Origin of the sequence: Exiguobacterium sp. FSL W8-0210 (assembly GCF_038006045.1) — a bacterium.
Lineage (GTDB): Bacteria > Bacillota > Bacilli > Exiguobacteriales > Exiguobacteriaceae > Exiguobacterium_A.
The window spans coordinates 565,409-589,595 of sequence record NZ_JBBOUK010000001.1 but is presented as its reverse complement, the minus strand read 5'-3'; the positions used below and the strand labels follow the sequence as shown (position 1 = coordinate 589,595).

General features: G+C 43.6%; 25 protein-coding genes, 2 pseudogenes and 1 riboswitch. Of the genes and pseudogenes, 9 read left to right on the top strand and 18 right to left on the bottom strand.

Annotated elements, in window-relative coordinates; translation table 11 throughout:
- Positions 1-178: 178 nt before the first annotated feature.
- Positions 179-781, bottom strand: a complete 603-nt coding sequence (locus MKY22_RS03075; RefSeq protein WP_290780369.1) for a hypothetical protein — start codon at positions 779-781, stop codon at positions 179-181.
- Between the two features lie 136 nt (positions 782-917).
- Between MKY22_RS03075 and MKY22_RS03070 the strand changes: the two genes are divergently transcribed.
- Together MKY22_RS03070 and MKY22_RS03065 are read left to right on the top strand one after the other, a co-directional pair.
- Complete coding sequence (locus MKY22_RS03070; RefSeq protein ID WP_029340819.1) at positions 918-1,784, top strand: YitT family protein; 867 nt, start codon at positions 918-920, stop codon at positions 1,782-1,784.
- Positions 1,785-1,977: 193 nt separating this feature from the next.
- Positions 1,978-2,616, top strand: coding sequence for a CHASE3 domain-containing protein (locus MKY22_RS03065; protein WP_069940323.1), 639 nt, complete (start codon positions 1,978-1,980; stop codon positions 2,614-2,616).
- A 45-nt stretch (positions 2,617-2,661) separates the two neighbouring features.
- Here the strand turns inward: MKY22_RS03065 and MKY22_RS03060 are convergent, their stop codons facing one another.
- The 7 genes from MKY22_RS03060 to MKY22_RS03030 form a co-directional block, all read right to left on the bottom strand.
- Positions 2,662-3,030 (bottom strand): ArsR/SmtB family transcription factor, encoded by a 369-nt coding sequence (locus MKY22_RS03060; RefSeq protein ID WP_050678101.1) that lies wholly within the window; start codon positions 3,028-3,030, stop codon positions 2,662-2,664.
- A 55-nt stretch (positions 3,031-3,085) separates the two neighbouring features.
- On the bottom strand, positions 3,086-3,529 hold the full coding sequence (locus MKY22_RS03055; protein WP_235147619.1) for a hypothetical protein: 444 nt from the start codon (positions 3,527-3,529) through the stop codon (positions 3,086-3,088).
- An 11-nt stretch (positions 3,530-3,540) separates the two neighbouring features.
- On the bottom strand, positions 3,541-4,179 hold the full coding sequence (gene thiE / locus MKY22_RS03050) for a thiamine phosphate synthase (RefSeq protein ID WP_290780357.1): 639 nt from the start codon (positions 4,177-4,179) through the stop codon (positions 3,541-3,543).
- Complete coding sequence (gene thiM / locus MKY22_RS03045; RefSeq protein WP_133208527.1) at positions 4,169-4,936, bottom strand: hydroxyethylthiazole kinase; 768 nt, start codon at positions 4,934-4,936, stop codon at positions 4,169-4,171. Before thiM ends, thiE begins: the two co-directional genes overlap by 11 nt.
- A complete protein-coding gene (thiD, locus tag MKY22_RS03040) occupies positions 4,917-5,720 on the bottom strand; it encodes a bifunctional hydroxymethylpyrimidine kinase/phosphomethylpyrimidine kinase (protein ID WP_087682130.1) in 804 nt (267 codons plus the stop codon). The genes thiM and thiD overlap by 20 nt, the downstream gene beginning before the upstream one ends.
- A gap of 116 nt (positions 5,721-5,836) precedes the next feature.
- A riboswitch (TPP riboswitch) is annotated at positions 5,837-5,947 on the bottom strand.
- Between the two features lie 63 nt (positions 5,948-6,010).
- Positions 6,011-7,288 (bottom strand): murein hydrolase activator EnvC family protein, encoded by a 1,278-nt coding sequence (locus tag MKY22_RS03035; protein ID WP_341086544.1) that lies wholly within the window; start codon positions 7,286-7,288, stop codon positions 6,011-6,013.
- A gap of 202 nt (positions 7,289-7,490) precedes the next feature.
- The gene (locus MKY22_RS03030) at positions 7,491-8,936 is read right to left on the bottom strand and encodes a murein hydrolase activator EnvC family protein (protein ID WP_341086542.1); all 1,446 of its coding nucleotides are present in this window, start codon (positions 8,934-8,936) and stop codon (positions 7,491-7,493) included.
- Between the two features lie 263 nt (positions 8,937-9,199).
- Between MKY22_RS03030 and MKY22_RS03025 the strand changes: the two genes are divergently transcribed.
- Positions 9,200-9,610 carry a VOC family protein gene (locus MKY22_RS03025; protein ID WP_290780343.1) on the top strand — a complete coding sequence of 137 codons (411 nt, stop codon included), beginning with the start codon at positions 9,200-9,202 and terminating at the stop codon, positions 9,608-9,610.
- Between the two features lie 47 nt (positions 9,611-9,657).
- Here the strand turns inward: MKY22_RS03025 and MKY22_RS03020 are convergent, their stop codons facing one another.
- The 6 genes from MKY22_RS03020 to MKY22_RS02995 form a co-directional block, all read right to left on the bottom strand.
- Positions 9,658-10,170 (bottom strand): type 1 glutamine amidotransferase domain-containing protein, encoded by a 513-nt coding sequence (locus MKY22_RS03020; RefSeq protein WP_087682126.1) that lies wholly within the window; start codon positions 10,168-10,170, stop codon positions 9,658-9,660.
- 26 nt (positions 10,171-10,196) lie between these two features.
- Positions 10,197-10,370, bottom strand: a complete 174-nt coding sequence (locus tag MKY22_RS03015) for a hypothetical protein (RefSeq protein ID WP_341086539.1) — start codon at positions 10,368-10,370, stop codon at positions 10,197-10,199.
- 32 nt (positions 10,371-10,402) lie between these two features.
- Entirely contained in the window at positions 10,403-10,837 is a 435-nt protein-coding gene (locus tag MKY22_RS03010; RefSeq protein ID WP_035412467.1) for an organic hydroperoxide resistance protein, read from the bottom strand.
- 176 nt (positions 10,838-11,013) lie between these two features.
- Complete coding sequence (locus tag MKY22_RS03005; protein ID WP_023467176.1) at positions 11,014-12,351, bottom strand: hemolysin family protein; 1,338 nt, start codon at positions 12,349-12,351, stop codon at positions 11,014-11,016.
- 192 nt (positions 12,352-12,543) lie between these two features.
- The gene (locus tag MKY22_RS03000) at positions 12,544-13,026 is read right to left on the bottom strand and encodes a DUF456 domain-containing protein (protein ID WP_214806245.1); all 483 of its coding nucleotides are present in this window, start codon (positions 13,024-13,026) and stop codon (positions 12,544-12,546) included.
- Between the two features lie 37 nt (positions 13,027-13,063).
- On the bottom strand, positions 13,064-14,293 hold the full coding sequence (locus tag MKY22_RS02995; RefSeq protein ID WP_290780335.1) for a DUF2254 domain-containing protein: 1,230 nt from the start codon (positions 14,291-14,293) through the stop codon (positions 13,064-13,066).
- A gap of 181 nt (positions 14,294-14,474) precedes the next feature.
- Between MKY22_RS02995 and MKY22_RS02990 the strand changes: the two genes are divergently transcribed.
- Positions 14,475-15,959 (top strand): aldehyde dehydrogenase family protein, encoded by a 1,485-nt coding sequence (locus MKY22_RS02990; RefSeq protein ID WP_341086535.1) that lies wholly within the window; start codon positions 14,475-14,477, stop codon positions 15,957-15,959.
- A 56-nt stretch (positions 15,960-16,015) separates the two neighbouring features.
- Positions 16,016-16,405, top strand: a complete 390-nt coding sequence (locus MKY22_RS02985; RefSeq protein ID WP_029340806.1) for a tautomerase family protein — start codon at positions 16,016-16,018, stop codon at positions 16,403-16,405.
- A 107-nt stretch (positions 16,406-16,512) separates the two neighbouring features.
- Here MKY22_RS02985 and yidD read toward each other — a convergent pair whose 3' ends face one another.
- Positions 16,513-16,797, bottom strand: a complete 285-nt coding sequence (gene yidD / locus MKY22_RS02980; protein WP_290780332.1) for a membrane protein insertion efficiency factor YidD — start codon at positions 16,795-16,797, stop codon at positions 16,513-16,515.
- Between the two features lie 104 nt (positions 16,798-16,901).
- Between yidD and MKY22_RS02975 the strand changes: the two are divergent.
- From MKY22_RS02975 to MKY22_RS02965, 3 genes and pseudogenes are all read left to right on the top strand, one after another.
- A pseudogene (locus MKY22_RS02975) lies at positions 16,902-17,866 on the top strand (quinone oxidoreductase family protein).
- 149 nt (positions 17,867-18,015) lie between these two features.
- Positions 18,016-20,334 (top strand): YhgE/Pip domain-containing protein, encoded by a 2,319-nt coding sequence (locus MKY22_RS02970; RefSeq protein ID WP_341086534.1) that lies wholly within the window; start codon positions 18,016-18,018, stop codon positions 20,332-20,334.
- Positions 20,321-20,875 carry a TetR/AcrR family transcriptional regulator gene (locus MKY22_RS02965; protein ID WP_290780326.1) on the top strand — a complete coding sequence of 185 codons (555 nt, stop codon included), beginning with the start codon at positions 20,321-20,323 and terminating at the stop codon, positions 20,873-20,875. Before MKY22_RS02970 ends, MKY22_RS02965 begins: the two co-directional genes overlap by 14 nt.
- Before the next feature lie 63 nt (positions 20,876-20,938).
- Here MKY22_RS02965 and MKY22_RS02960 read toward each other — a convergent pair.
- A protein-coding gene (locus tag MKY22_RS02960) for an IS3 family transposase (protein ID WP_341085934.1) occupies positions 20,939-22,101 on the bottom strand; the annotation gives its coding sequence in 2 pieces (ribosomal slippage) (positions 20,939-21,825 and positions 21,825-22,101; 1,164 coding nt in all).
- 78 nt (positions 22,102-22,179) lie between these two features.
- Positions 22,180-22,820, bottom strand: a pseudogene (locus MKY22_RS02955) (sterol desaturase family protein).
- A gap of 127 nt (positions 22,821-22,947) precedes the next feature.
- On the opposite strand from MKY22_RS02955, the gene MKY22_RS02950 reads away from it, so the two are divergent.
- The gene (locus MKY22_RS02950; RefSeq protein WP_195865882.1) at positions 22,948-23,226 is read left to right on the top strand and encodes a hypothetical protein; all 279 of its coding nucleotides are present in this window, start codon (positions 22,948-22,950) and stop codon (positions 23,224-23,226) included.
- Positions 23,227-23,261: 35 nt separating this feature from the next.
- On the opposite strand, the gene MKY22_RS02945 is transcribed toward MKY22_RS02950, so the two are convergent.
- Entirely contained in the window at positions 23,262-23,996 is a 735-nt protein-coding gene (locus tag MKY22_RS02945) for a metallophosphoesterase family protein (protein WP_290780323.1), read from the bottom strand.
- Between the last annotated feature and the right edge of the window lie 191 nt (positions 23,997-24,187).

Genomic DNA, 24,187 nt, shown 5'->3' with positions numbered 1-24,187 from the left:
AAACCTCTCTTTCTTTTGTTCAACACTTCACAATGTTTGTTCATTTATTATCATACTTCCATCTTAAAAGATGTTCAAGTATTGAATAGACCTGTTTTATCGTTTTTATAAAAGAACGAGATGTAAACGATATCATTTTGTCGAGATTGTGAAAAATGCCTTTTCTTGCTTTATACAATTAATTAGTTTGGATCTGTAGTCGTGATGCGAAGCGTTCAAAGAAAGTATTTCGCCTTGATGCATCGAGCACATAACCATCAATGACGACCCGATTAAAGCGTCTAGAAGAGGAAGTAGCTCGTTCGATATCGGTCGGAGTGTAGGCGTCGAATGTTTTCCGGTCCATCGTAAAATCTGCACCTGAATACGGATCCGTATAGTGAATTTCAAGATCGGTCAAATCAGGAATCGTTGAAAATAAAACAAGCGTATGATGCATCAGCACTTTAGATAACCGAGCTTTCAAAAAATCCTGATTCACTTGTAGTGTCCCAGTATCGGTACCAATCCAAGCTTGTCGCTCTTTTCCTGTCACTTCATAGGCAAGACGTAACGATTCTCCTTCGACATCTACCTGTTTTAATTCTGATGAGAACGGAAGTTGTTCGGCTAATTGACGAACCGCTACCGTATTCATCATCGAGGCACCTACTTGTCTCGCTACAAGATCACCATCATGCCAAATGGATGATTGATTTTTTTCATTGGGTTGTTCGAAAATACGAATTCCAACCAGTACTCCTAAACAGATACAACCAAGAATCCATAACATTTTCTTCATTTTCATCACCTTCCTAAAAAAACGTACCCTTTTTCATCTTTTTTCATAAGAAGGGTTGAAATTTTATGCATATGAGCGTACTCTTGCAGGCAGATACTCACAGAAGGAGGAGCATGAGGTCACTCATCATATTGCCATGACTACAACACACCCACAGAAAAAGAGAGTTGAAAAAATCAGTTTCTTAATCATTGGTACGTTGCTGTATTCCCTTTACATCAGCTTACTACTATCTCCAAATGATATCGGATCAGGCGGTATCATGGGGATCACACTCATTATTCAAGAGCTTTTCCACACGCCAATCGGATTAACGCAATTGCTCTTAAACATTCCCCTCTTCCTTTTAGGTTTCCGTTTCCTACGCAAACGATTCATGTTCTTATCTGGAATTATCGTCATTGCTTCTTCCTTTTTAATTGACTGGATTCCGACTCAAATCGTTCCGGAATCTCTAAATGATCCACTCGTCGCTTCCATCTTTGCTGGTCTAGTCTCTGGTCTTGCAATGGCATTGATCTTCTTCGGTGGTGCTTCAACTGGAGGGCTTGATATTCTTGGAAAGTTTTTCTTTGCTCGTTTTCATAACTGGCCACTTCCTCGTATATTTCTGATGCAAGATCTTGTCATCTACATCCTTGTATGGTGGGTATTTGATCTTAAACACGTTATGTATGCTCTCATCATGAGCTTTGTTCGTGCCAAAGCCCTTCAGACGGTTTACAGTTTCTATTCTGCTTCTAAGCAATGTATCATCATTTGTGAGAAAGCAGATGAAATCAATGAAGTCATTACAAAAGAACTCGGTCGTGGTGTCACGATTCTCGATGCACGTGGAGGATATTCCAACCGAACGAAAAAAATGGTCTATGTCGTCGTTCAAAATAATGAAATCGTCCGTTTGCAAGAAATCGTCTCTTCTGTCGAACCGAATGCATTCGTTACATTCTCGGAAATCCACACTGTCTTCGGCAATTACAAGGAACATTCGTATTCGTTTTAACACCAAGCGCAGCTTAGCTGTGCTTTTTTCATCTTCTTAAAACAGCTTCTCGTATTTCATCATCTTTCCTGCTTTTTTATGAGTATTATTCACTTTTTCGATCATTATCCCTATTCAAAAATTAGACAGGCTTCACTTTTTTTACGATAGTAGTTAAGCTTATGACATGTCTTTTATTTAAAGGAATGATTGCATGCACTCTCTTTGGCGTCAGCGTATTCTGCTGATTTTCTTGGTCAGCTTATTCGCCTCTATCCCGATCATCTATGCGTTATCCGGTTATCGGACGATTGCAACGATGACCGAGCAAATGAAGGATCATGATATCCCGTTAATCAATCAGGTAGATCAGTTGGTCGAACACAATCGAGATCGTGCCAATGCGGTTCGTGGTCTCTTATTGTATGAAGATAATCGTTATATCGAACAATATTACTTTTCAACGTCTAAAATCCATGATTTGCGTAATAGTCTGAACCAATCGTCGACTACTCCAGGGACGATTAAAGATCTTCTTCGCCGCAACAATGTCTGGGAGTCCGAAATTGAACGCGTGTTTGTTGTCTATGAACGTCAAAGTCCAACAGCCGCAAAACGTCTTGCTAGACAGTCGACTCAGACGACCCAAACGATTCTCGAAGACTTATCCCGTGTGAAAGATGATTTGTATAAAACGCTTCAAGCCAAATTACAACAATCAGATTCTTTAATCGCTACATATAAATGGATGTGTCTCGCTCTCTCCATCCTGTCCTTTTTATTGATTAGTGCCACGGTCTTTTTCTTCCACCGCTTCGCTCCAAAAGGATCAGAACAATCGTCTTTAGAATAAACGAAAAGCGCAGCTATAGCTGCGCTTTTCGTTTATTCTAAAGACTCATTCAGGCATTGCTTTTCCCTCTTGTACATGTTCCATCGCCATATGTACAAGCGATGACACATGATGGTCATCCAAGGAATAATAGACGACTTTACCGTCTTTTCGAAACTTGACGAGTCCTTGTTTCAACAAAGATCGAAGATGATGCGACGCTGTCGCAATCGAACAGTCGACAGAAGCCGAGACATCACAAACGCATAGTTCTTCTTCGATCGTCAGCGCATAAACGATTCGCAGTCGTGTCGCATCCGAAAGAATCTTAAATAGCTTTCCGATTTCTAGCGTCGGAATCGTGTCAACGATATGTCCGATTTCAGACGCGCGTTGTTCATCAATCGCAATCGTTTCACAACGGGGAATGTCCATGTCCGTCACCTCGTTTCTACCTATATTGCACCATGAGAAACGGGACATTGCAAGTTCAGCGCATTCGTCTGCGAATGAGCCAAAACACGAACCATCCTCCTACGTAATCTCCGATATCCCAGACAATTCGATTTTGATCGACAGCGCGTACGCCGATGTCAATGACTTTCGTGCTTTCTAATCGATTCGTATAACGTTGACGAAGTCGCGTCGGAATCGGTAGATGAAGAAGTGCCCGGTAATAGATATCTAAATGAGTATGTCCCCAAATTTCCGTCGCAATCGAGCTCGTTTTAATATACAACGGACGTTTGTAGCGTCTTTCATACTTTTCTTTCAATAAAAGAGCCATCTCATAAGATATACGATTAGGACGCGGAAATAAGACTTTTCCTAGATGGTAGATTCCCTGATTATCGACTCGAATGATTTGTGGTTCTAACCGATATCGAATCCAATAGCCGCGAAAACGGATCGTCTGCCATTTCAATACAATCACCTCTGAACGGATTATACCCTGTTCTGAAGTGATTGATGCCATTCTCGCACAGCATCTGTCATTTGCTGCGCAGCGAGTTGCCGATCTTCTTTAGCGAAAATTTCTGAGATGACGGCATACCCTTCTAGCGGGATAGGCAGAGAAGAGACATTCGTTGCTGTGATTCCACCAATACCGATTAGAGGTAATCGTACGGCTTCTCGAATTGCCTGAAGCATCGTGTGCGACATGGAATCAGCGTCCGCTTTGGATGACGTCGCAAATAGAGACCCCACGCCTAAATAAGATGCTCCGTCCCGTTCTGCTTCAATCGCTTGTGCAACGGTTGCTACTGACACACCGATCACGGCATCTGGTAAAAGGCGACGTGCTGCGATTAAAGGAATGTCTTCTTGTCCGATATGCAAACCAGCTCCGACGAGTAATGCGATATCGATCCGGTCATTGATGATCAAAGGAACGTCGTAGCGATCCGTGAGTGTTTTCAACCGAACTGCCTGATCGTAGAATTCCTTTCCTTGTGCTGTTTTTTCCCGTAATTGCACGATCGTCGCACCACCTAAAACAGCTTCCTCAACGACCGTCTCGATCGCGACTCCAGGATGGTACCGACGATCCGTCACTGCATAGATGGAGTAATCAATTGACACGTTCTGTCACCTCCACCAGATCTTGCACCGTCATGAGGCTGATGGCATTGAACAACTCTCGTTTAAAATCACCAAGACCTTGCGCGGAGGCTGCTTGTTCTCCTGCTTTTCCCATGACGAATGTCCCGTGGACAGCCGCCTCAAATGCCGTATATCCTGCACCGAGGAAGCTCGCAATCAAGGAGGCCGTCATGCAGCCCGTACCCGTGATGTCTCCCAAACGTGGTGTTCCTACATGTAATTCCATTTCACGCGTTCCATCCGTGATGTAGTCGTTCGGACCTGTCACGACGAGGACAGATTGGTGTTTGCGAGCGAATGCACGAATGCTTTCTCGATCCATCATTGCATCTCCCGCAGCATCGACTCCCTTAGTTCGCCCATCTTCCCCAAGTAACGTCTTGATTTCAGAAGCATTTCCTTTAATGACCGTACACCCGAGATCAATGAGTTCTTTAGAAAAGGCAGTACGTAATGTCGTTGCCCCTGCTCCAACTGGATCAAGAACGATTGGGACATTCAAACGTCCCGCTTCACGTGCTGCGAGTCGTTGAGCTGCTTGCATGTCTGCATCAATCGTACCAATGTTTAAGACAAGAGCTTGTGCGAGTCTAACCATCTCTTCTACTTCACGAATGTCTTCCGCCATGACGGGTGATGCTCCAACAGCGAGTGTGACGTTTGCGCAGTCGTTGATCGTCACCGTGTTCGTCAGATGGTGAATGAGTGGTTTGTGTTCAAGAATGGTCGTAAACATGTGTATCCCTCCAAAGTGAGTGAAAATGATGTGTCGGTCCAATACCTTGTCCGAGGGCAAATCCATGACGAATTGCCTCCGTGACATAGCTCTTTGCCTGTCTTACACTATCTGTTAAATCTTCTCCAAGCGCCATCCGCGCCGCAATCGCCGCAGATAAGGTACAACCAGTTCCATGAGTATGTTGATTGTCTAACCGTTCCGATGTGAAGCGGTGTTCCACTTCCCCATCAAACAACAAATCCGTCGCAGCTCCTGAGAGATGTCCACCTTTTAGTAATACTGCCCCTGTCTGTGTAGCCAATTGATGCATCGCCAGTCGCATTTCCTCTAGATTGGTCACTGATCGTCCTGTTAACCGCTCCGCTTCCGGTAAATTCGGTGTGACGAGTGTCGCAAGCGGCAGAAGTTCTGAAATCAATGCTTGTTCAGCTTCCGTCCGCAATAGGGCATGACCACCTTTAGCGACCATGACGGGATCTAATATGATAGGAACTGTCTGTTTGCGGAGATGTGTAGCAATGACACGAATCGTCTGCGCATTCGAGACCATCCCGATTTTGATCGCATCGACACGAATGTCTGAAAAAATCGACGTTAACTGGGCATCTACGATTTCTGGGGACAACTCTTCCACCGCTTGAACACCCAACGTATTTTGCGCCGTGACGGCTGTCAGGACGCTCATTCCATAAACCCCTAAAGCCGAAAAGGTTTTTAAATCTGCTTGAATCCCAGCTCCACCACCGGAGTCGGATCCTGCAATCGTCAGTACATGTTTCATGTTCTTTTCACCTTCCCATCGAGCAATGTAAGGGAGTCGTGACCGACAAAAAAAAGCGTCGACCGCTGTAAAAAAGCAGTCGACGCTATACGAAAGCGTTATACACGCATTCCGGTATCCGTTCGGCTCAACTTTCCTACGCTGGTATTATCCAGTTCAGGTAATAGGGTCGAAAACAGATTGGTTTTCCTCTCAGCCGGATTCCTCCAGCTCCCCTAGTTGCTCAAGTATTCGTTTCGCCTTAACTGTAGCATAGAGAAGAAAAAAAAACGAGCCGAAGCCCGTTTTGATTACAGATATGCTAATGGATTGACTGCATTTAGAGGAGAAGAGGCACTGTATTGATAGCCTCCGACATGTAGTTCGAAATGTAAGTGTGGTCCTGTTGAATTCCCTGTACTACCAAGTGTCCCGACTTGCTGACCTTGAGAGACCGTTTGTCCTGCACGAACCGATAATGAACTCATATGTGCGTAGACAGTCGTGTACACTTGTCCATCGAGGAAGTGAGAAATCATGACATGATTGCCGTAAGGTCCACCACCTGATGCTGTAATGACCGTTCCAGCTGCTGCAGCGACGATTGGAGATCCGACCGAACCACTGAAATCAACACCGTTGTGGAACGTATAACCGTTCGCGCCGCTTGCTGGTCCGAATCCTTGTGACACTCCACCAGAAGATGGTCGAACGAATTTCCCTCCACTCGAAACAACCGGCGGGACAACAGAATCAGTTGATTCCGAACTCTTACCTGCTTGTTTTGCTGCTTGAGCATTCGCTTTAGCGGCTTTTTCGGCTGCCGCTTTCTCCGCTGCTGCTTTTTCAGCCGCTGCTTTAGCAGCTGCCTTCGCTGCCGCAATTGCACGTTCTTGCGCTTCGAGAGTCGCTTGAAGTTCTTTTGCGTCTAACAGTTCTGTCGTGAACTTCGTCTTCCCTTTTCGTAATTTCTTCAGCGTGGCACTACGTTCTTTCATTTGAAGCTTTAACGCTTTCTTTTGTTCAAGCAATACTTTCTTTTCTTGCATTTGCTCCGCTTTTTTCTCAACGAGCGCTTGTTTTGCTTCTGCTAATTTTTGTTGCGTTGCGATGTAATCCGAAATCATTTTATCGTCTTGCTCAGCGATTTTTTTCCCCGCCATGACACGGCTGAATAAATCACCTAAATCCTTCGATCCAAAAATGACTTCTTCCCATTTAATCGAGTTTCCATCGTTCTCTTGGAAAACACGCAAACGATCACCGAGTAGTTCTTCCTGTTTCTGTAACATTTCTTCGTAACGGACGATGTCTACCTTTAACTCATCGATTCGAACGTTCAACTGTTCGATTTGTTTATTTTTTTCAGAGACTTGGAAAATCTTTTCGTTGATTGCTGCGTCAATTTGATTGATTTGACGTTGCTCTTTTGAGATTTTAGCTTCTTGTTTTTTGATCGCTTTTTCAAGTTTACGTTGTTCAGCGGCATTTTCAGCCTTTTTTTCTTTAATGGTCGCTGCTGCGATCGGTTGCGTTCCTGTTATAAGTAATGCTCCTAAAACAATGGTAGAAATTAGTTTTTTTAGCATATATCGTTTTCCTCACTTATGTTTTTTTCATATTTTATTATAGTATTCAAGTTTCTCTCATATCTGAAATAGATTATAGCACCGTAATCGTTTCAAAAAAATTTCATTTACATTTCAAATGAAAACGATTTTTTGTAATATATGATTTGTTTTTTGAAAATGACAAAAAAAGAACCGTTGCATATGCAACGATTCTTTACGATTAAAACATCGACATTGGATTGACTGAGTTAGCTGGACCTGTTGCACTGTAGCTGTATCCACCAACGTGAATTTCGAAGTGTAAGTGTGGACCTGTTGAGTTTCCTGTGCTACCACGTGTACCGATTTGTTGACCTTGGCTGACACGTTGACCTGCACTAGCGTTCAATGAACTCATATGTGCATAGACTGTCGTATATGTCTTCCCGTTCAATTGGTGAGCGATCATGATGTGATTTCCGTAAGGTCCGCCACCTGATGCTGTAATGACTGTACCAGTTGCAGCTGCCACGATTGGCGTGCCAACTGGACCACCGAAGTCAATCCCGTTATGGAACGTATAACCATTTTCTCCGCCTGCAGAACCATACCCTTGTGTCACAGCACCAGCAGTTGGATGAATGAAGAGTCCGCCTGATGATGGTGACGGTTTAGGTGTCGCTGGAGCTGACGGCGCTGGAGCTGGCGCAGTTGGTGCTGGTGTAGATGGTTTTGGTGCCGATTGTTTTGTCGAACCAGAAGGTTTTGCTGACTGCGCTGCCTTCTCTTGTGCTGCTTGCTGAGTTGCTGCTTCTTTAGCGGCTTGCTCTTCTGCTTCTTTTTGAGCTGCTGCTTGCGCTGCTTCAGCTTCTGCTCGTGCTTTTGCTTCACGTGCAGCTTGAGCTTGACGTTCTTTTTCGATTCGCGCTTCACGTTCACGCGCTGCTTTTTCAGCTGCAATCGCTTTTTCTTGAGCAATCAAAATTTGCTGGACTTCTTTTGCATCCATCAATTGTGTTTCGAACTTTTCTTTTTTCTTACGTAGTTCTTTTAAGCGTTTGTTCCGCTCTTTTAATTGTGATTCAAGATCCGCTTGTTGACGTTTTAATTCTTTTTTCTCAACGACCAACTGCGCTTTCTTTTCTTTTACTTCTTGCTGCGCATCCGCTAATTGCTTTTGCGTATTCTGGTAATCCGTGATCATTTTATCATCTTGTTTTGAAATGGATTTCCCTGCCATGACACGGCTTACGAGATCACCAACGTTTTTAGCACCAAAGATGACTTCTTCCCATTTAATTGAGTTTCCATCATTCTCTTGCATGACACGAAGACGATCACCGAGTAGTTTTTCTTGGCGTTTTAGTTTCGCTTTATATTTCTCAATTTCTTTTCCAAGTTCAACGATTTCACGTTCTGTTGCTTTGATTTGACGATCCTTTGTTTCGACAGCAAAGATTTTTTCGTTCAACGCTTCGTCTAGTCGATTGACTTCTTGTTGTGTTTTAGAGATTTTTTGACCTTCTTGATTAACAGAAGACTCTAAGTTTTTTTGCTTTTTAGCATTGTCTTGTTGCTGTTGTTCGTTTTTGGCTTTCTGTTCACTTAAATCGTCAGCTGCTGCAAAATGAGGTGCTGATGAAAGAACCAGTGCGGAAACGATGAGCGACGCGAACGTTTTTTTCATGTAGTATTCCCTCTTTTTCTGTAGTGTATGTTTTATGATTTATCGTAGAGTATTTAAGTTAAATTTAAATTCTGTAATAGTTTTTCTTTTTTATAAGAACGTTTTTGATTATAGCATTCATTCCTCTTCCATAATATTTCAGTGATATTTCATTTTAAATAAATCTTTCCTCTTCTATGTAATAGAAACATTTGGAAGGTAACTCATCGTTGCAACTTTGAAGTGTTTTTGGGAAACTGAAGCGAATAGAAGGAGGATATCATATGAAATTAGACCACACTGGAATTGCTGTTCGCGACATGCAGGAAGCCATTTCATTTTATACAAACGTACTTGGAGGAACTTTAACAAAAGAGTACTCGAATCCTGCGCCTGGTGTCGCTTCCAATATTGCGGTCATCGAGTTCGATGATGCGCACATCGAGTTGTTAACGCCAACAAGTCCGGGTAGTCCGATCGCACGTTTTTTAAAACAACGCGGGAAAGGTGTCCATCACATTGCTTATCGTGTAGAGGATTTAGATCAAGCGATTGAAGAAGCAAAACAACAAGGCTTAACATTTTTAGAAGATACGTATCGAACGACGCCGTTCGGGCGACGACTGATTTATATGAATCCCCGGCATTCACACGGCGTCATTACAGAACTCTGTGATTATCCAGAAAATCTATAAAAAATCAGCACTGCGATAGCGCAGTGCTGATTTTTCGTTTCATGGTATTAGCCGAGTTTAGCTACGATTTCCCGATTGAACGCAGGAATGTCATCTGGTTGACGACTTGAGACGAAATTATCGTCGACGACGACTTCTTCATCTGCAAAGTCCACACCAGCATTTTCTAAATCAATTCGAATTGATTTATAACCTGTCATTTTTCTTCCTTTGACGATTTTTGCATTAATCATCAATTGTGGTCCATGGCAGATCGAGAAAATCGGTTTTTTCGACATATCGAATTCTTCGACGAATGAGACGAAACGCTCATCTTCTCGAAGTAAATCTGGTGAAAATCCGCCTGGAATCAGGAGAGCATCGTAGTCTGCTGCTGAAGTCTCATCAATCGAGAGATCAACGGTTACTTTTGCCTCTTCCTGCTTCCCAACGAGTTCTGCACCTTTTTTGGCACCAATGACCGTGATCTCGTGCCCTGCTTCTTTTAATGCATCAACCGGTCCTGTGAATTCTACATCCTCAAAATGATCGGCGAGTACAACGGCTACTTTTTTAGACATGTGATTCATCCCCCAAGTTGTTTGATTTAGATTGGATCTTCTCCGCGATCTCGTGGAGAACCCGTATCATCTGGCATTTCGTCTTTTCCTTTTAGGATTTCCTTTTGCTGCTCCTCTGTCAGTTTCCGTTCTTTATCCGACAGACGATCCCGTTCATCTTCAAACTCTTCATTTGGACGATCGGTTTCTTTCGGTGCCATGGAAAACCCTCCTTATGATCCGTCGCTTATACTTATAATGAATCGACGACTTTAACAGAAAGATCTACATCGATATTTCCGCGTGTTGCTTTCGAGTACGGGCAAAAGTTGTGTGTTTTCTCAAGCAACTCTTCTGCTTCCTCTTGTGATACGCCAACGACTTCGACGACGAGTTTCGCTGCAATTTTCACACCGTTATCCGCTTCATCCTGTAAGAGGCTGACTTCTGAATTCGTCCGCGTCTCGACTCGTTTTTTTGCTTGGCGCGCCATTAAATTATAGGCACCATCAAAACAAGCGGCATATCCTGCTGCGAATAACTGTTCCGGGTTTGATGTCGGAATGTCTTCTTTGCCTTTTGTTCCTGGCATGACTAAATCGAGATTAATGACGTTATCGTCTGAAGCGACTTTCCCGTCGCGACCACCGACTGCAGATGCACGTGAAGTAAGAATGACGTTTGACATGATAGAAAACCCCTTTTCCTGTTGAATTAAAAAATGCATTTTTTGCCACATAGACAGTAATACCCGTCACTGAGGGAGATAAACACAAGAGGTGTCTATCACCTTAGATAATCATTTTTTAAGTAGACAAAAAAAGACGATGAACTCGAAGTCCATCGTCTTGCACATTCTATTTCTTATCCAATCTCTTCTGTTGCAGTTTCTTCTTGATCAGGCAATTGAAGATAAATCGATTTCACTTGATGATTATCGACTTCCATGACTTTGATCGTGTATTCCTGATAGCGGAATTCTTGACCACTCGACACTTCCGTATCCTGTGCCATGACCCAGCCACCAATCGTATCGATGTCTTCTTCTTCGATTCCTAGGTTAAAGCGTTCATTTAGGTCATCAATCAAGACACGTCCTGAGATGCGGTATAATCGCTCATGAATTTGTTCGATATCTGCTTTCTCATCCTTATCGAATTCATCTCGGATTTCTCCGACGATTTCTTCCAAGATGTCTTCCATCGTGATGACACCAGCCGTACCACCGTATTCATCGATGACGAGTGCCATCGGTGTTCGTTCCACCTGCATTTTCAGCATGGCATCTTGAAGCGGCGAATATTCGGATACAATCGGCAAGTTGTGGATGTAATAGCTTAATGCTTTTCCTTTGTTCGCCATATGATCCGTAAATAATTGTTTTGCATTGATGAAGCCAAGGATTTTATCCTTATCTCCTTCTTCCGCTACTGGGTAACGTGTGAACTGATACTCTTCAACGAGACGAATGATGTCCTCCATCGATGCATCGTTCGAGATCGTGATTAAGTCCGTCCGCGGTAACATGATATCTTTCGCGATCCGCTCATCGAACGAGAAGATGTTCTGCATGTAGGAAAGCTCAGTCTGGTTGATTTCTCCACTCTTATAACTCTGTGTCATGATGATTTTAATCTCTTCTTCAGAATGGACTTCTTCGTGTCCCGCTGGCTCGACACCAAATAACCGAAGGATGATTCGTGCTGAACCGTTCAATGTCCAGATGAAAGGTTTCATGATTTTACCGAACCAATAAAGTGGTGGCGCGAGTAGCATCGTGATGGCTTCCGTTTTTTGAATCGCCAAAGATTTTGGAGCAAGCTCTCCAAGTACGACATGAAGAAACGTTACAATCGAGAATGCAAGAACGAACGAAATGATCGTCGAGACGGAGTTCGGAATATCAATTTCTTCGAACAACATACCGAGAATCGCACCTACCGTTGATTCTCCTAACCATCCGAGACCAAGCGCTGTCACGGTAATTCCAAGTTGACAGGCCGATAAATAATAATCCAAATTCTCAAGTAGCCTCTTCGCCACTTTCGCAGTCTTGCTTCCTTCTGTAATCAACTGATCGATTCGAGACATTCGCATTTTGACGACCGAAAATTCGGCAGCTACAAAAAAAGCTGTTAAGACGATGAGTAGTGCAATGACGAGTAGTCGAATGATGATCGTCGTCGTGTCGAATGTCTCCATTGAGTGTGTACTGTCCAATCGTTTCCCCGAAGAAAGGGGATTCACCTCCATTAATATAAAGCCAGATGCCGAGGCATCTGGTGGTTTACAGCAAAAAGAAGCTTCAGACTTTCAAAGCTTCCCTACTTTTTCATATTCATACTATAACGGAACTTTCATAAAATGTGTACTTGAAGACATCATTTCAGACCGTCAGACGACATAGAGAATAAAAATTACGATCATGAGTAACATCGCGATTCCTTTTAACAAGGCACTTGATAAGATACCAAGGACTGTTCCGATCCCGACTGAAACCGAGATTTGCCATGTCTTTTTACTAATGATTTTTTCCGTCAAGATGGCAAAGACGAACGGGAAAATTAATAATCCGATACCCGGCAAAATAAATGGTCCCGCAATCAATCCGACTGTCGTTGCAATCTTAGCCGCTTGTGAGCCTCCCCGTCGATCGACGGTGTAGGCGCTAACGAGATAATCGAGTGTAAATAAGAGAATGATGAAAATCGCTTGAATCACCCAAAAACTAATCGATAGTTCAGAGAACCCGAATCCGAATCCATAAATCAAAAAACCAACTACTAAAATCGGCGCACTTGGGATGATCGGATACACGAGACCTGCAAAAGCGACTAGAAAACAGACGACGATCAGACTCCATAACAAGATTGTCACTTTCTATCCCTCCCTTCTTTTGATCCTCTTGCCCTTATTACGATGAAGGGGAGACAAAAGTTTCATTCAACGCCCGATGGATTTGATTTTGTAAAAAATCACGATCCCAGTCGTTCATTGTTTCAAAACGTACTTCCGAACAAATGTATGGAATAAATCGTTGAATGGTTTCATAGTGAGCAGGTAAGGCTTGCCGCTTCATCGTTCCAAGCGACTCAAGCATCGTCGCGAGAACTGAAATATCTTCTGCTCCGTAATGTCGTAGTTGATAAAACGTCGTGTATAACAATTGTTGGTAAGTTTCCCTGACGACAATGTGTTGCTGGTCCTTTCCAACAACTAGCACACCATCTGGTATTACGGCATACTGTCGCATTAAGTCACCAATAATCCGAACCGCATGTCTCGCTGTATTCGGATCATTGATTCCTGGAGAAATCGCACGTAAAGCAACTTCACTTAATTTTTCAAGAACAAATGCAAAATCCTGTTCTGAAGATTTCGTCGGTCCAATCAAGATACTTTCATCGATATCCCGGCAAGTTGCCCGTCCGATGGCTTCTCCCTCTGTTACGAATGAGCCGACGGTTCGATGAATATACACGCGGTCTTTCTGATCAAAAACATCATAATCGACTGCTTGAATATATCCGGTTCGAGTTGCCTGAATAAGATGTGGATAATTTGTCGTCATCTTTCTTTCAGTAATCTTTTGTTCTCCTGATTCTAGGTGTTCGACTTGTCGTTTCAATAATTCGTTCCCTTCTTCGTGTAATCGATCGAGTAAAGTCGTCACGCGAATCGACTGACTGACGATATGAATGAATGCGACGAATGCCACGATCGATATCAATACGACGAGAACGGCTACTGTCGAAGCGACGACGCTCGTCTTCAACGCCGGACGAAGAAAAAAGAGCATCGTCATCGAGTAACTGACCGCTCCAATGAATATGCCGAAAATGTGTTGCACTTGCCGATTCTCGATGAAGTTAGGCAATGTCCGTGGTGAGAATTGTGATGAATAGGTCGTCAATACGACAAGAATGGTTGAGAATGTGAACGTCATCATGGCGAGCAGTCCGGTAAAGACCGAACTATGGATTGTCTGCGCTAAGCCAAGCGTCGTTTGCCAGTCTTTTGGAAACCAGTTTGATATATACACATCTAACCACGTCACGATTCCCGTCAAACCAATCCCAATGAGACCATATAACAATGGCCACCACCAATTGATTTCTCGAGACAGGACTTTCAGCTTCTTCAAAATAAAATTCCTCCTTTTTATAGCACTATATTGATTGAATTCCTGATTTAAAGCGCTTTAAAACCCATCTGACTGACTGACTTTGAGCAATATGTTTGGTCGAAGTGCACGGATGTGTTTTACTTCTTTTCATAACGTGAATAACTTAATTGTTATGAAAACGAATGGGAGATGAAATGATATGGCTCAACAAAACGAAGCAACATTGCATACAGATTTCACGAAGATTTACATTGATGGTCAGTGGCGCACAGGCGCAAGTGACAGCAACATGACGAACACGAATCCTTTCACGGGTGAAGAGCTCTTCACGATCTCTGCAGCGAATCAGCAAGATTTAGATGACGCTTATGAAGCGGCTCAAGTCGCTCAAAAAGACTGGGCGAAAGTTCCTGCCTTAAAACGTCAAGGTCTCATCGAAAACTTCTTGAAAGTCTTGTACGAAGAGAAAGAAACGATCATCGAATGGTTGATCAAAGAGTCCGGAAGTACACGCATCAAAGCGGAAGGTGAATTCCTTGCTTCTGTCTTGATCGTCAAGGAAGCTGCGACATTCCCACTTCGGATGCACGGTGAAATTCGTCCATCGGTCGTACCAGGCAAAGAAAACCGGATTTACCGTAAAGCACTTGGTGTCATCGGTGTCATCAGTCCATGGAACTTCCCGTTCCACTTAGCTGTACGGTCGATCGCTACTGCCATTGCCATCGGGAACGCAGTCGTTGTTAAACCGGCTACGGACACACCTGTTTCAGGTGGATTGATTTTTGCTAGTCTATTTGAAAAAGCTGGATTGCCAAAAGGTGTCTTGAATGTCATCGTCGGTCGCGGTTCAGAAATCGGTGATGCTATCGTCGAACATCCTGTACCACGCTTGATTTCATTCACAGGATCCACTGAAGTTGGTCGTCATATCGGTGAACTTGCTGGTAAACACCTGAAGAAAACAGCGCTTGAACTTGGCGGAAACAACGTCTTCGTCGTACTTGATGATGCTGATCTCGATCGTGCGGTCGAATCTGCTGTCTACAGCAAGTTCTATCACCAAGGTCAAATTTGTATGTCGACGAACCGAATTCTCGTCGCTTCTTCGATTCATGATGAATTCGTCGAAAAATACGTCGCTCGTGTAAAAGAGCTACAATACGGTGATCCATCACATGATCGGACACAAGTCGGACCGCTCATCAACCAATCACAAGTTGAACGAATTCTTGAAGATCTCGAGAAAACAAAAGCTGCGGGTGCAACCGTTCGTGTCGGCGGCGAAGCAAAAAATAACGTCATCGCACCTACTGTCGTCACTGGTGTTACGAATGATATGCCACTCGCTAAAAATGAAATCTTCGGACCGGTTGCTGTCATCATCCCGTTCGATACGGATGAAGAGGCACTCGAAATCGCGAACTCACTTCCATACGGATTGAGTGGCGCTGTCCATGGTTCTTCTATTGAACGCGCGACTGCCTTTGCGCTTGAAGTCGAGACAGGTATGATTCACATCAACGATCAATCGGTCAACGATGAGCCACATATGCCATTTGGTGGTGAAAAAGATTCAGGACTCGGTCGCTTCAACGGTGAGTGGGTACTTGAAGAATTCTCGACTGTCCAATGGTTGTCTGTCATGCACGATCGTCGTCAATACAAACCATTCTTCGAGTAATATATGAGTAGGGTTTTCCCCCTACTCTACATAATTTTGTTAAGGAGTGATTTCACATGCCGTTATTACGATTCGACGTCATTGAAGGACGTTCAGAAGAAGAGTTAAAAACGTTACTCGACACCGCACACGATGCGATGGTCGAAGCATTTGATGTGCCGGAGCGCGATCGTTATCAAATCGTGCACACGCATAAAGCGCATGAGATGGTCATTCAAGATACAGGACTTGGGTTTGAACGGAGTAAAGATATCGTCCTCATCAGTGTGACGAGTAAAACGCGGACGGAAGAGAAAAAACAACGTCTCTACCAATTACTCGCCGAACGCTTACAAGCAAACTGTGGACTCGCACCGACTGATTTGATGGTTTCGATCGTTGAAAATGATGCAGCCGACTGGAGCTTCGGTCTTGGCGAAGCACAGTTTTTAACGGGTAAACTATGATCGTCTGTCAGTAGAACAAAAAGGGAAGTATGTTATCGGTAATTTCCGGTAACATACTTCCCTTTTTTGTTCTTACTTCATTAAACAAGAGAGAACCTTCACATGACTTACTCCTTCGTTTCTTCCGCCTTCTCCCGTGGATTTTCCCGTTGCAACGGTGCTTTCCAACTAAATTGATCGGGTTCTGGAACGAAGTCAAGGCCCCCTGGATGGAACGGTTGGCAACGTAACAATCGACGCGTCGTCAAATAACTACCTTTTACCGCACCATGACGTTCAATCGCCTTCATCCCGTAATGGGAGCACGTTGGATAGAATCGACATGTAGCTGGTTTCATGGGAGAGATGACTTTTTGATAAAAACGAATTCCTCCCATTAAGACACGCTTCATACTGTCCCTTCTTTCATCTTTTTTTCTAGTGTAACGCATCTGTCCATCATTTTCAGATGTTCTGCCTTATACTAAAAGCAGATTTAAAAGAAGGATGTGTTGAGATGAAGGCATTAACATTCCACGAATTCGGGAGTTCTGATGTATTACGCTTCGAAGACGTGCCAACGCCAACAATTACTGAACAGGAAGTTCTGATTGAAATGAAAGCGATCGGTCTGAATTTTGCAGACATCTATCGCCGAAAAGGAAACTACCATTTGGAAGGACAGCCCCCTATATTTTAGGTTACGAAGGTTCAGGCATCATCACAGCGGTTGGTTTAGCTGTTTCAACGTTCCACGTAGGTCAACGAGTTGCTTTTGCGGACGTTCCGCTTGCGAACGCTGAGTACGTCGCAGCACCCGTCGATAAATTGATTCCGCTTCCTGATGGTATCTCATACGAAACAGCAGCTTCTATCTTATTACAAGGGTTAACAGCGCATTACTTAACTCGTGATAGCTACCATGTCCAACCGAGAGATGTCGTCTTAGTGCATGCAGCCGCCGGTGGCGTTGGTCAGTTGTTGACACAGCTCATTCGTTTGCTTGGGGCAACTCCGATTGGATTGACGTCTTCTCCTGAGAAAGCACAGATTGCTAAAACTGCGGGCTGTGAATCTGTCTATTTATATTCCGAGAACTGGGTCGAGCACGTGCTCGCGCAAATTTCGGGTAAAGGGGTTGATGTGGTCTACGAATCCATTGGTTCTACCTTAATGGATAGTTTCCATGTGACAAAAGTCCATGGAACGGTTGTCTTCTATGGTATGGCAGGCGGTGATCCCGCACCTGTCGATCCACGTTTTTTAATGGATACGTCCAAAACATTAACAGGTGGCGACCTTTGGAATGTGTTAACGTCTTCTGAGGAACGCATCCGCAGATCGGGTGAGCTGTTTGATTGGATTTTATCTAGTCACCTTAACCTGTCCTCTCCGACAATTTTTGCTTTATCTGATGGAAAAGCAGCGCATGACTTTTTAGAAAGCCGACGTAGTACAGGAAAGTTACTGTTAATTCCTTAATCATTTTCTAGAGACGACTCTCCGTGAGTCGTTTTTTTGTGTGAAATTGGAATTATCGATTGATTTTTTATAATGAAGAGAGTAAAGTAAATCTCATCAAAACCTAAAACTCAAATTAGTTTTGAGTTTTAGAAAGGGGATTTGTATTTATGTTTCGCTCAGAATGGAAGAAATTGAAGAGTCCGATGATGATCGTCGTTATTCTCGCCCTCATTCTCGTACCGTTTCTTTACAACTCCATCTTCTTATCTGCATTCTGGGACCCGTACGGTCGTACAGAAGATATTAAGGTAGCTATCGTCAACGAAGATCAGGCGACAAAGTTTAAAGGAGAGAAAGTCGACATCGGGGATCAATTCGTCGATAAACTCAAAAAAAATGATGATTTTGATTGGCAGTTCTTGTCTCAGGATAAGGCACAGAAAGAATTGCGTGACGGAAAGGTCTACATGACAGTCGTCATTCCAAAGAATTTTTCTAAAAATGCAACGACACTACTCGATGATCACCCGAAGAAGATTGAGTTAGAATATTACTTGAATCCAGCGAAAAACTACTCGGGAACACAAATTTCGAGTACTGCCGCAAAACAGTTAAACGAAAAAATCCGAAAATCCGTTACGAAACAATATAGTAGTGCTATATTCGGTGCGTTAAAGAAAATCGCAAACGGAATGGAAAAAGCGTCGGACGGTTCCTCTAAACTCGAGGACGGTAACCATAAAACAGCGGATGGCGCTAGAACACTAGCAACAAATCTTGGAAAACTCGCAGATGGCAGTCTGACACTGTCCGAAAAACTCGGGGAAGCGAATCAAGGTTCGAAAAAACTGAGTGATGGTGTCACGACACTCGACGAAAAGACCACCCTCTTCGCTCAAAAAACGGGTGAGCTATCTTCTGGATTGAACACACTCGATGAAAACGGTGGCAAGTTACAGGCAGGTGCCGCGCAACTTCAAGAAGGCGCAACAAAACTCAGCGGTGGCTCAACACAGGTACGCCAAGGGGCAGAACAACTGGCTGCGGGTACTGCTCAGCTTAATGAAAAAATTCCTCAGTTGACGGACGGATTAAATCAACTGGATGAAAAAGCACAAGCTGCGAATGCCTTTTTAACACAACTCAATCAAGATGCTGAACAGGCGAAACAGGACTTACGGGCTCGTCGCGAAGCACTTGAGGCAAACGTCGCTCAACTAAAAGAAGTTATTTCTGCTTCTGAACAGTTATCAGATGAAGAAAAACAAACATTACTCGGTTCTATTGGTTCATTAGAAAAAAATATTCAAAGTCTTGCTGCCCAAGAAGGTGCAATTGATCAGAGTCTTGCTCAAGCAACAGAAGCAACGAAGAAAATCGGTCAACTCGCCGCAGGTGGTCAGCAAGTCCAGTCTGCTGTATCGCAACTAAACGCTGGACAATTGAAGCTCGTCGATGGTGCGAAACAAGTCGAGTCTGGCGCACAACAATTAGCTAGTGGACAACAGACGTTCAATGAAAAACTCGGTCAGTATACTGCGGGTGTGCATAAAGCCGCAACAGGCGGTGCCCAACTAGCTGACGGCGCGAACCAACTGTCCGATGGTACACATCAACTTCAAGCTGGGGCTAGCGCGTTGAATAACGGATTAGGACAATTGGCATCTGGTTCTTCTACGATTACAGATGGTATCGGCAAAACGACAGAGGGTGCTTCAAAAATCGCGGATGCCAACACGAAACTTGAAGATGGAGCTAAAACACTGAAGGATGAGCTCAGCAAAGGAGCTAAAGACGCGACGGTCAAACCGACAAAAGAGCGGGATAATATGCTAGCAGAACCCGTCGTCTTAAAAGAACATGACTATTCGACGGTCAATAATTACGGTTCCGGTTTATCAGCTTATATCCTTAGTATTGCCTTGTTCGCAGGTGCCTTGATGTTCTCTTCGGTCTATCAGATTCGTCCCGAACATGGCGAGAGTCTGACATGGCGCTTCCTCGTCGGTAAATTATCACTTATCTTACCGATTGGCGCATTACAAGGTGTCGCAGCGGCCACAGCAATCGTCTATGTGCTGGATGCTGATGTCGCGAGTGTCCCTGCGCTCTATGGATTCGCTGCCTTGACAGGTATGACGTTCATTACCATTCTGTTCACGCTCGCGATGCTACTCGGTCGCGTCGGACAGTTCCTTGCCTTCTTACTACTCCTTCTTCAAATCGGTGGTAGTGGTGGAACGTTCCCTGTCGAAATGACGCCAGGGTTCTTCCAAGCGATTCACGCTTTCTTACCGATGACATATTCGGTCGGTGGATTCCGCGAAGCGCTTGGACTCGGTGTGACGGATGCCCTCGTATCCAATAGTCAAGTCCTTGCGACCATATTAGTCGTCGCATTAATCATCAGCTTCGTTGGAGGGCTCGGAGCCAAACGGATTCTACTCTCAACGAAAGCGAGACGAAAACAACATGACACAGTCTGATAAAGAAACTTTGATACTCGACTCAGCAATGGCTTGCTTTTCAGAACTCGGTTATAAAGGAACGACGATCGAGCGTGTCGCCCGACGCGCTCATGTCGGAAAACCAACCGTCTATCAATTGTTCGAAAGTAAACTCAATCTGTTTGAATCACTCGTAACACGTGTGTTGCAAGAGATGAAAGAAGAAGCAGAACGCGCTTACGTCGAACAGGCGACCGTAGAAGAAAATAAACAAGCAATGATCGACGCCATCGCCTATCATCAGCAACAACACTTATTCATTCTTCAAATCATCGAAGAAACACGCAACTTAAAATTACAAGAGATGCAGGAATTACGGATGCGGATTGAACGACATGTCGTCGAATATATCAAGACATTACTTGAGACTCGTCTTGCTCAAGACGATCGCGACATACCGGTCGATGTCACGGCCTTCTTGATCTTTCGAACGTATATCGCGTTGATTGCCGAATGGCCATCGATTGCGCGTCCACTTGAACTCGATACGATTCGACGTGCCATGTTGCGCGTTCTGTGAATAAAAAACCGCTGATCAATTTAGACTGACCTAGCAATATGAGACACATATAAAACACCTTGATTAGGCTGCCTGTACACCGTATTTTTTCGGTGTCAGGTAGCCTAATTTTTCTTGGATTCGTTCTTCGTTATAGTAATTTAAGTAATTAGTAACGCGTTCAGAGACCTCATGGTCTCTTAGTGAATTAAATTTGACGTACTGGAATTCCTCGGACTTTAAATTAGAGTGGAACGATTCGATAACTGCGTTGTCCCAACAGTTTCCTCTACGAGACATGCTGCTTGTTAGGTGATTCCTTTTAACGAATTCTTGAAAGGCGTATGACGTATAGACACTTCCTTGGTCCGAATGAAGGATGACCCCTTCGGGATAGTTTCGATTCTCAAGCGCTATCTTCAACGTATCAATCACAAGAGACGTTTGTTGATGCTCGTATAACTTGTATGCGACGATTTCGTTATTAAAAAGATCCATGATGGTGGAAAGATATTTCGTCGTGCTGCCGTATTGGATATAGGTGATATCCGTCACCCACTTTTGATTCGGTTTACTTGCTGTGAAATCGCGCTTGATGAGATCCGGTACCGTTATGATGCGCTCACCTTGAGACTTCCATCTTCGCTTCGGCTTGATCCGACATTGGAGATGGTGTTTTTGCATGATTTTCTGTACGGTATTCCGATTGGCTTTTAACTGATAGATTTGCTGTAATAATGCCTTTATTTTTCGATGTCCATTCCGATACTTCGTCTGTTTACTTAGTTCAATGACGGTTTTTTCGAGCACCGAAGGTGCTTTCACAGATTCCTTAATCCAACGGTAATAGCTTGCTCTTGGTACATTCAAAGCGCTAAGAATGGCGGTGATTGTATACTTTCTCCGAAGAAACTCTACAATTTTTAAGACTACTTCTTTCTCAACTCTCTTTCGATTTCCATGTACTTTTTTAAGATTTCATTTTCCATCTTCAGATGTGACATTTGTCGTTCTCTCTTGTCATCCTCACTCGCAGAATCTGGACCATGTCCATAGGTATATTGTTTACCGATTGGCTGATCAAATCGATAATGTTCGTTAGAGCGATACCATCTCATCCATGTTTTGATTTGAGATTCATTTTTGATTCCGTACTTCTCCATGATTTCTCTCGTCGTTAACTTACCACTCAGCTTATCTTTGACTACTGCCCATTTCACTTCACTTGAATATACGTTTTTGCCCATGCAAAAACACCTCCGATGTTAGTACTTTTTAAAAGTGTACCACTCCGAAGGTGTTTTATATTGTCTCAAAATTTTAGGTTAGCCCAAATGGATCGGCGGTTTTTTATTATCCAATTCTTTTTCTAAATCACGTGCCGTTTGGCTAGATAAGACTGTTTTTTCATCCTTCAGCGTTCCAAATAACCAATCTCCTACCGGATTGGATACACCGAATCAATAATGTTCATTTTTGAAGTGATGTAACAGATGCGTCTTTTTCATCCATTTCCCAAAGCGTGTTCTCGGCTTTAGCGGAACATGCGCCACATAATGCTTCCACTCGTAAACAAGTAACATGACGATCAATCCACTCGCGCTGCAGCTGTCGAGACGACAGATTGTGTCAGAAGATAGGTCAGAGCCGCAAAGAAACCAAGGTTCGGCAAGGAATACCAGACAGGTAAAAACAACAGATGCAGTTCATTCGGATGCGCATGATGATCGTAATGAAGTCGTTTCAACAATTTTCGTCCAAGCGCATTTTTAGGTGGTGGTAAATGGAACAAAAAACGATGCGTCAGGTATTCACTGAAACTAAAGACGATCAGTCCAAGACAAAAGAACAGTAAAATCGACCAATGAAACGGCTGAGCAAGGACATAACTACTGACCGCAATCAGTATTACGAGCATGATCAAAATATCCGGAAATAGAAAAAAACGGCGATAGATGTCTGACATAGATGCCCTCTCCTTTCTTTTTTCGTTACAGCGTCTAATCATACGTTCATTGATTCGTCATGTTTTTTTACTTCAAGTCGTGTAATCATTCTCACTCTTTCCCTTATACTAAATAGGGAATGGAGTGATGATCGCTTTGAGTTTATCGACCGGAATCATCTTCGTGTTACTCGCCTATACACTCATGTCGCTCTACGACATGTGGCAGGTATATCGGACAACTAGCAAGCTTTGGATGTTTGTATTATTTCTTGCAACATTGATCAGTCTCATCGTTGCCTTTTTTGTGGCCCCTGTCCTTGCGCTATTCTTTTACTGGTCACGCCATCCATTGAAACGAAACATCGGTATCGTGTTACTGATTGTCGTGTGCCTCATCTCAATTATGACGAAGCTATCTGCTTAATCGACTTCCTTCATGAACTACTCATGAAGGTTTTTTCATGTCCTACTACCGAAGAAGAGACGGCGCATCAACTCACGTTCCGGCATCTCCGTCGTATTGAGGACGTCTAAAAATGGTCGATCATCATATGAAAGCTTCAGGATTTCTGAACGGACTTGATCCTTCTCCCAATCAATGATTGCTACTGGGGCGATGGCTGTCTCCTGACATCCAAGTGCACCTGGATTAATAAAGAGTGTTTGTCCTGTCTCGACTTGTTGCGCTGGATGATGGTGACCGAAACCAATGATCCGCGCCTCACTTCCAGCAAACAGGACGGATAAGTTTTCTTTCGTTCCATCCACCGCTTGCTTTAACGGCTCTTCACCAATCTTCTTCGTCTTATCGGCATAAGCATAGTGCGTCAGGTGCATCGTTTGTTCCTGATGCATGATATTTAAGACACGCGGTAAACGTTCCAAATACTTTTGATTTTCTTGCGTCAACGTATCCGCAATCCATTGATGGTGCTCTTTCGCATGGCGGTAACTATCGGGATAGGTCTCCCCATGAATTAAAGCAAGGACACATTCATCATGATTCCCAGAAATCGTTTGAATATCAGGACGTTGCTTCAATAGATCAATGACTTCATTATGCTCTGGTCCAATGCCGACAAGATCACCGAGACAATAGACGGCATCGATATCTGGTTGTTGATCAAGATAGGACAATACTGCACGTAATGCTGATGCATTGCCATGAATATCTGTAAAAAGCATCACTTTCATGTAAACGCCTCCATTGTTGGTACATTAGGATTTCCCGGTGATACCGTGAATTCCTGTCAGATTTCAGGAAAAATAAATTGTCAGAAAATATTGATTATAAATCAAGAGCGTGTTAGGCTTAGAAAAATTCACAGAGAGGGGCACGATCGAATGATTCCGACGCAACAGCCATTTAACCAAGCCGGCCGACT

What these genes read in the sequence shown, in the direction of transcription:
- MKY22_RS03075 (WP_290780369.1), bottom strand. Translation starts at nt 781, where the DNA reads ATGAAGAAAATGTTATGGATTCTTGGTTGTATCTGTTTAGGAGTACTG.
- MKY22_RS03070 (WP_029340819.1), top strand. Translation starts at nt 918, where the DNA reads ATGACTACAACACACCCACAGAAAAAGAGAGTTGAAAAAATCAGTTTC.
- MKY22_RS03065 (WP_069940323.1), top strand. Translation starts at nt 1,978, where the DNA reads ATGCACTCTCTTTGGCGTCAGCGTATTCTGCTGATTTTCTTGGTCAGC.
- MKY22_RS03060 (WP_050678101.1), bottom strand. Translation starts at nt 3,030, where the DNA reads ATGGACATTCCCCGTTGTGAAACGATTGCGATTGATGAACAACGCGCG.
- thiM (WP_133208527.1), bottom strand. Translation starts at nt 4,936, where the DNA reads ATGTTTACGACCATTCTTGAACACAAACCACTCATTCACCATCTGACG.
- thiD (WP_087682130.1), bottom strand. Translation starts at nt 5,720, where the DNA reads ATGAAACATGTACTGACGATTGCAGGATCCGACTCCGGTGGTGGAGCT.
- MKY22_RS03035 (WP_341086544.1), bottom strand. Translation starts at nt 7,288, where the DNA reads ATGCTAAAAAAACTAATTTCTACCATTGTTTTAGGAGCATTACTTATA.
- MKY22_RS03030 (WP_341086542.1), bottom strand. Translation starts at nt 8,936, where the DNA reads ATGAAAAAAACGTTCGCGTCGCTCATCGTTTCCGCACTGGTTCTTTCA.
- MKY22_RS03025 (WP_290780343.1), top strand. Translation starts at nt 9,200, where the DNA reads ATGAAATTAGACCACACTGGAATTGCTGTTCGCGACATGCAGGAAGCC.
- MKY22_RS03020 (WP_087682126.1), bottom strand. Translation starts at nt 10,170, where the DNA reads ATGTCTAAAAAAGTAGCCGTTGTACTCGCCGATCATTTTGAGGATGTA.
- MKY22_RS03015 (WP_341086539.1), bottom strand. Translation starts at nt 10,370, where the DNA reads ATGGCACCGAAAGAAACCGATCGTCCAAATGAAGAGTTTGAAGATGAA.
- MKY22_RS03010 (WP_035412467.1), bottom strand. Translation starts at nt 10,837, where the DNA reads ATGTCAAACGTCATTCTTACTTCACGTGCATCTGCAGTCGGTGGTCGC.
- MKY22_RS03005 (WP_023467176.1), bottom strand. Translation starts at nt 12,351, where the DNA reads ATGGAGACATTCGACACGACGACGATCATCATTCGACTACTCGTCATT.
- MKY22_RS02990 (WP_341086535.1), top strand. Translation starts at nt 14,475, where the DNA reads ATGGCTCAACAAAACGAAGCAACATTGCATACAGATTTCACGAAGATT.
- MKY22_RS02985 (WP_029340806.1), top strand. Translation starts at nt 16,016, where the DNA reads ATGCCGTTATTACGATTCGACGTCATTGAAGGACGTTCAGAAGAAGAG.
- yidD (WP_290780332.1), bottom strand. Translation starts at nt 16,797, where the DNA reads ATGAAGCGTGTCTTAATGGGAGGAATTCGTTTTTATCAAAAAGTCATC.
- MKY22_RS02970 (WP_341086534.1), top strand. Translation starts at nt 18,016, where the DNA reads ATGTTTCGCTCAGAATGGAAGAAATTGAAGAGTCCGATGATGATCGTC.
- MKY22_RS02965 (WP_290780326.1), top strand. Translation starts at nt 20,321, where the DNA reads ATGACACAGTCTGATAAAGAAACTTTGATACTCGACTCAGCAATGGCT.
- MKY22_RS02950 (WP_195865882.1), top strand. Translation starts at nt 22,948, where the DNA reads ATGATCGCTTTGAGTTTATCGACCGGAATCATCTTCGTGTTACTCGCC.
- MKY22_RS02945 (WP_290780323.1), bottom strand. Translation starts at nt 23,996, where the DNA reads ATGAAAGTGATGCTTTTTACAGATATTCATGGCAATGCATCAGCATTA.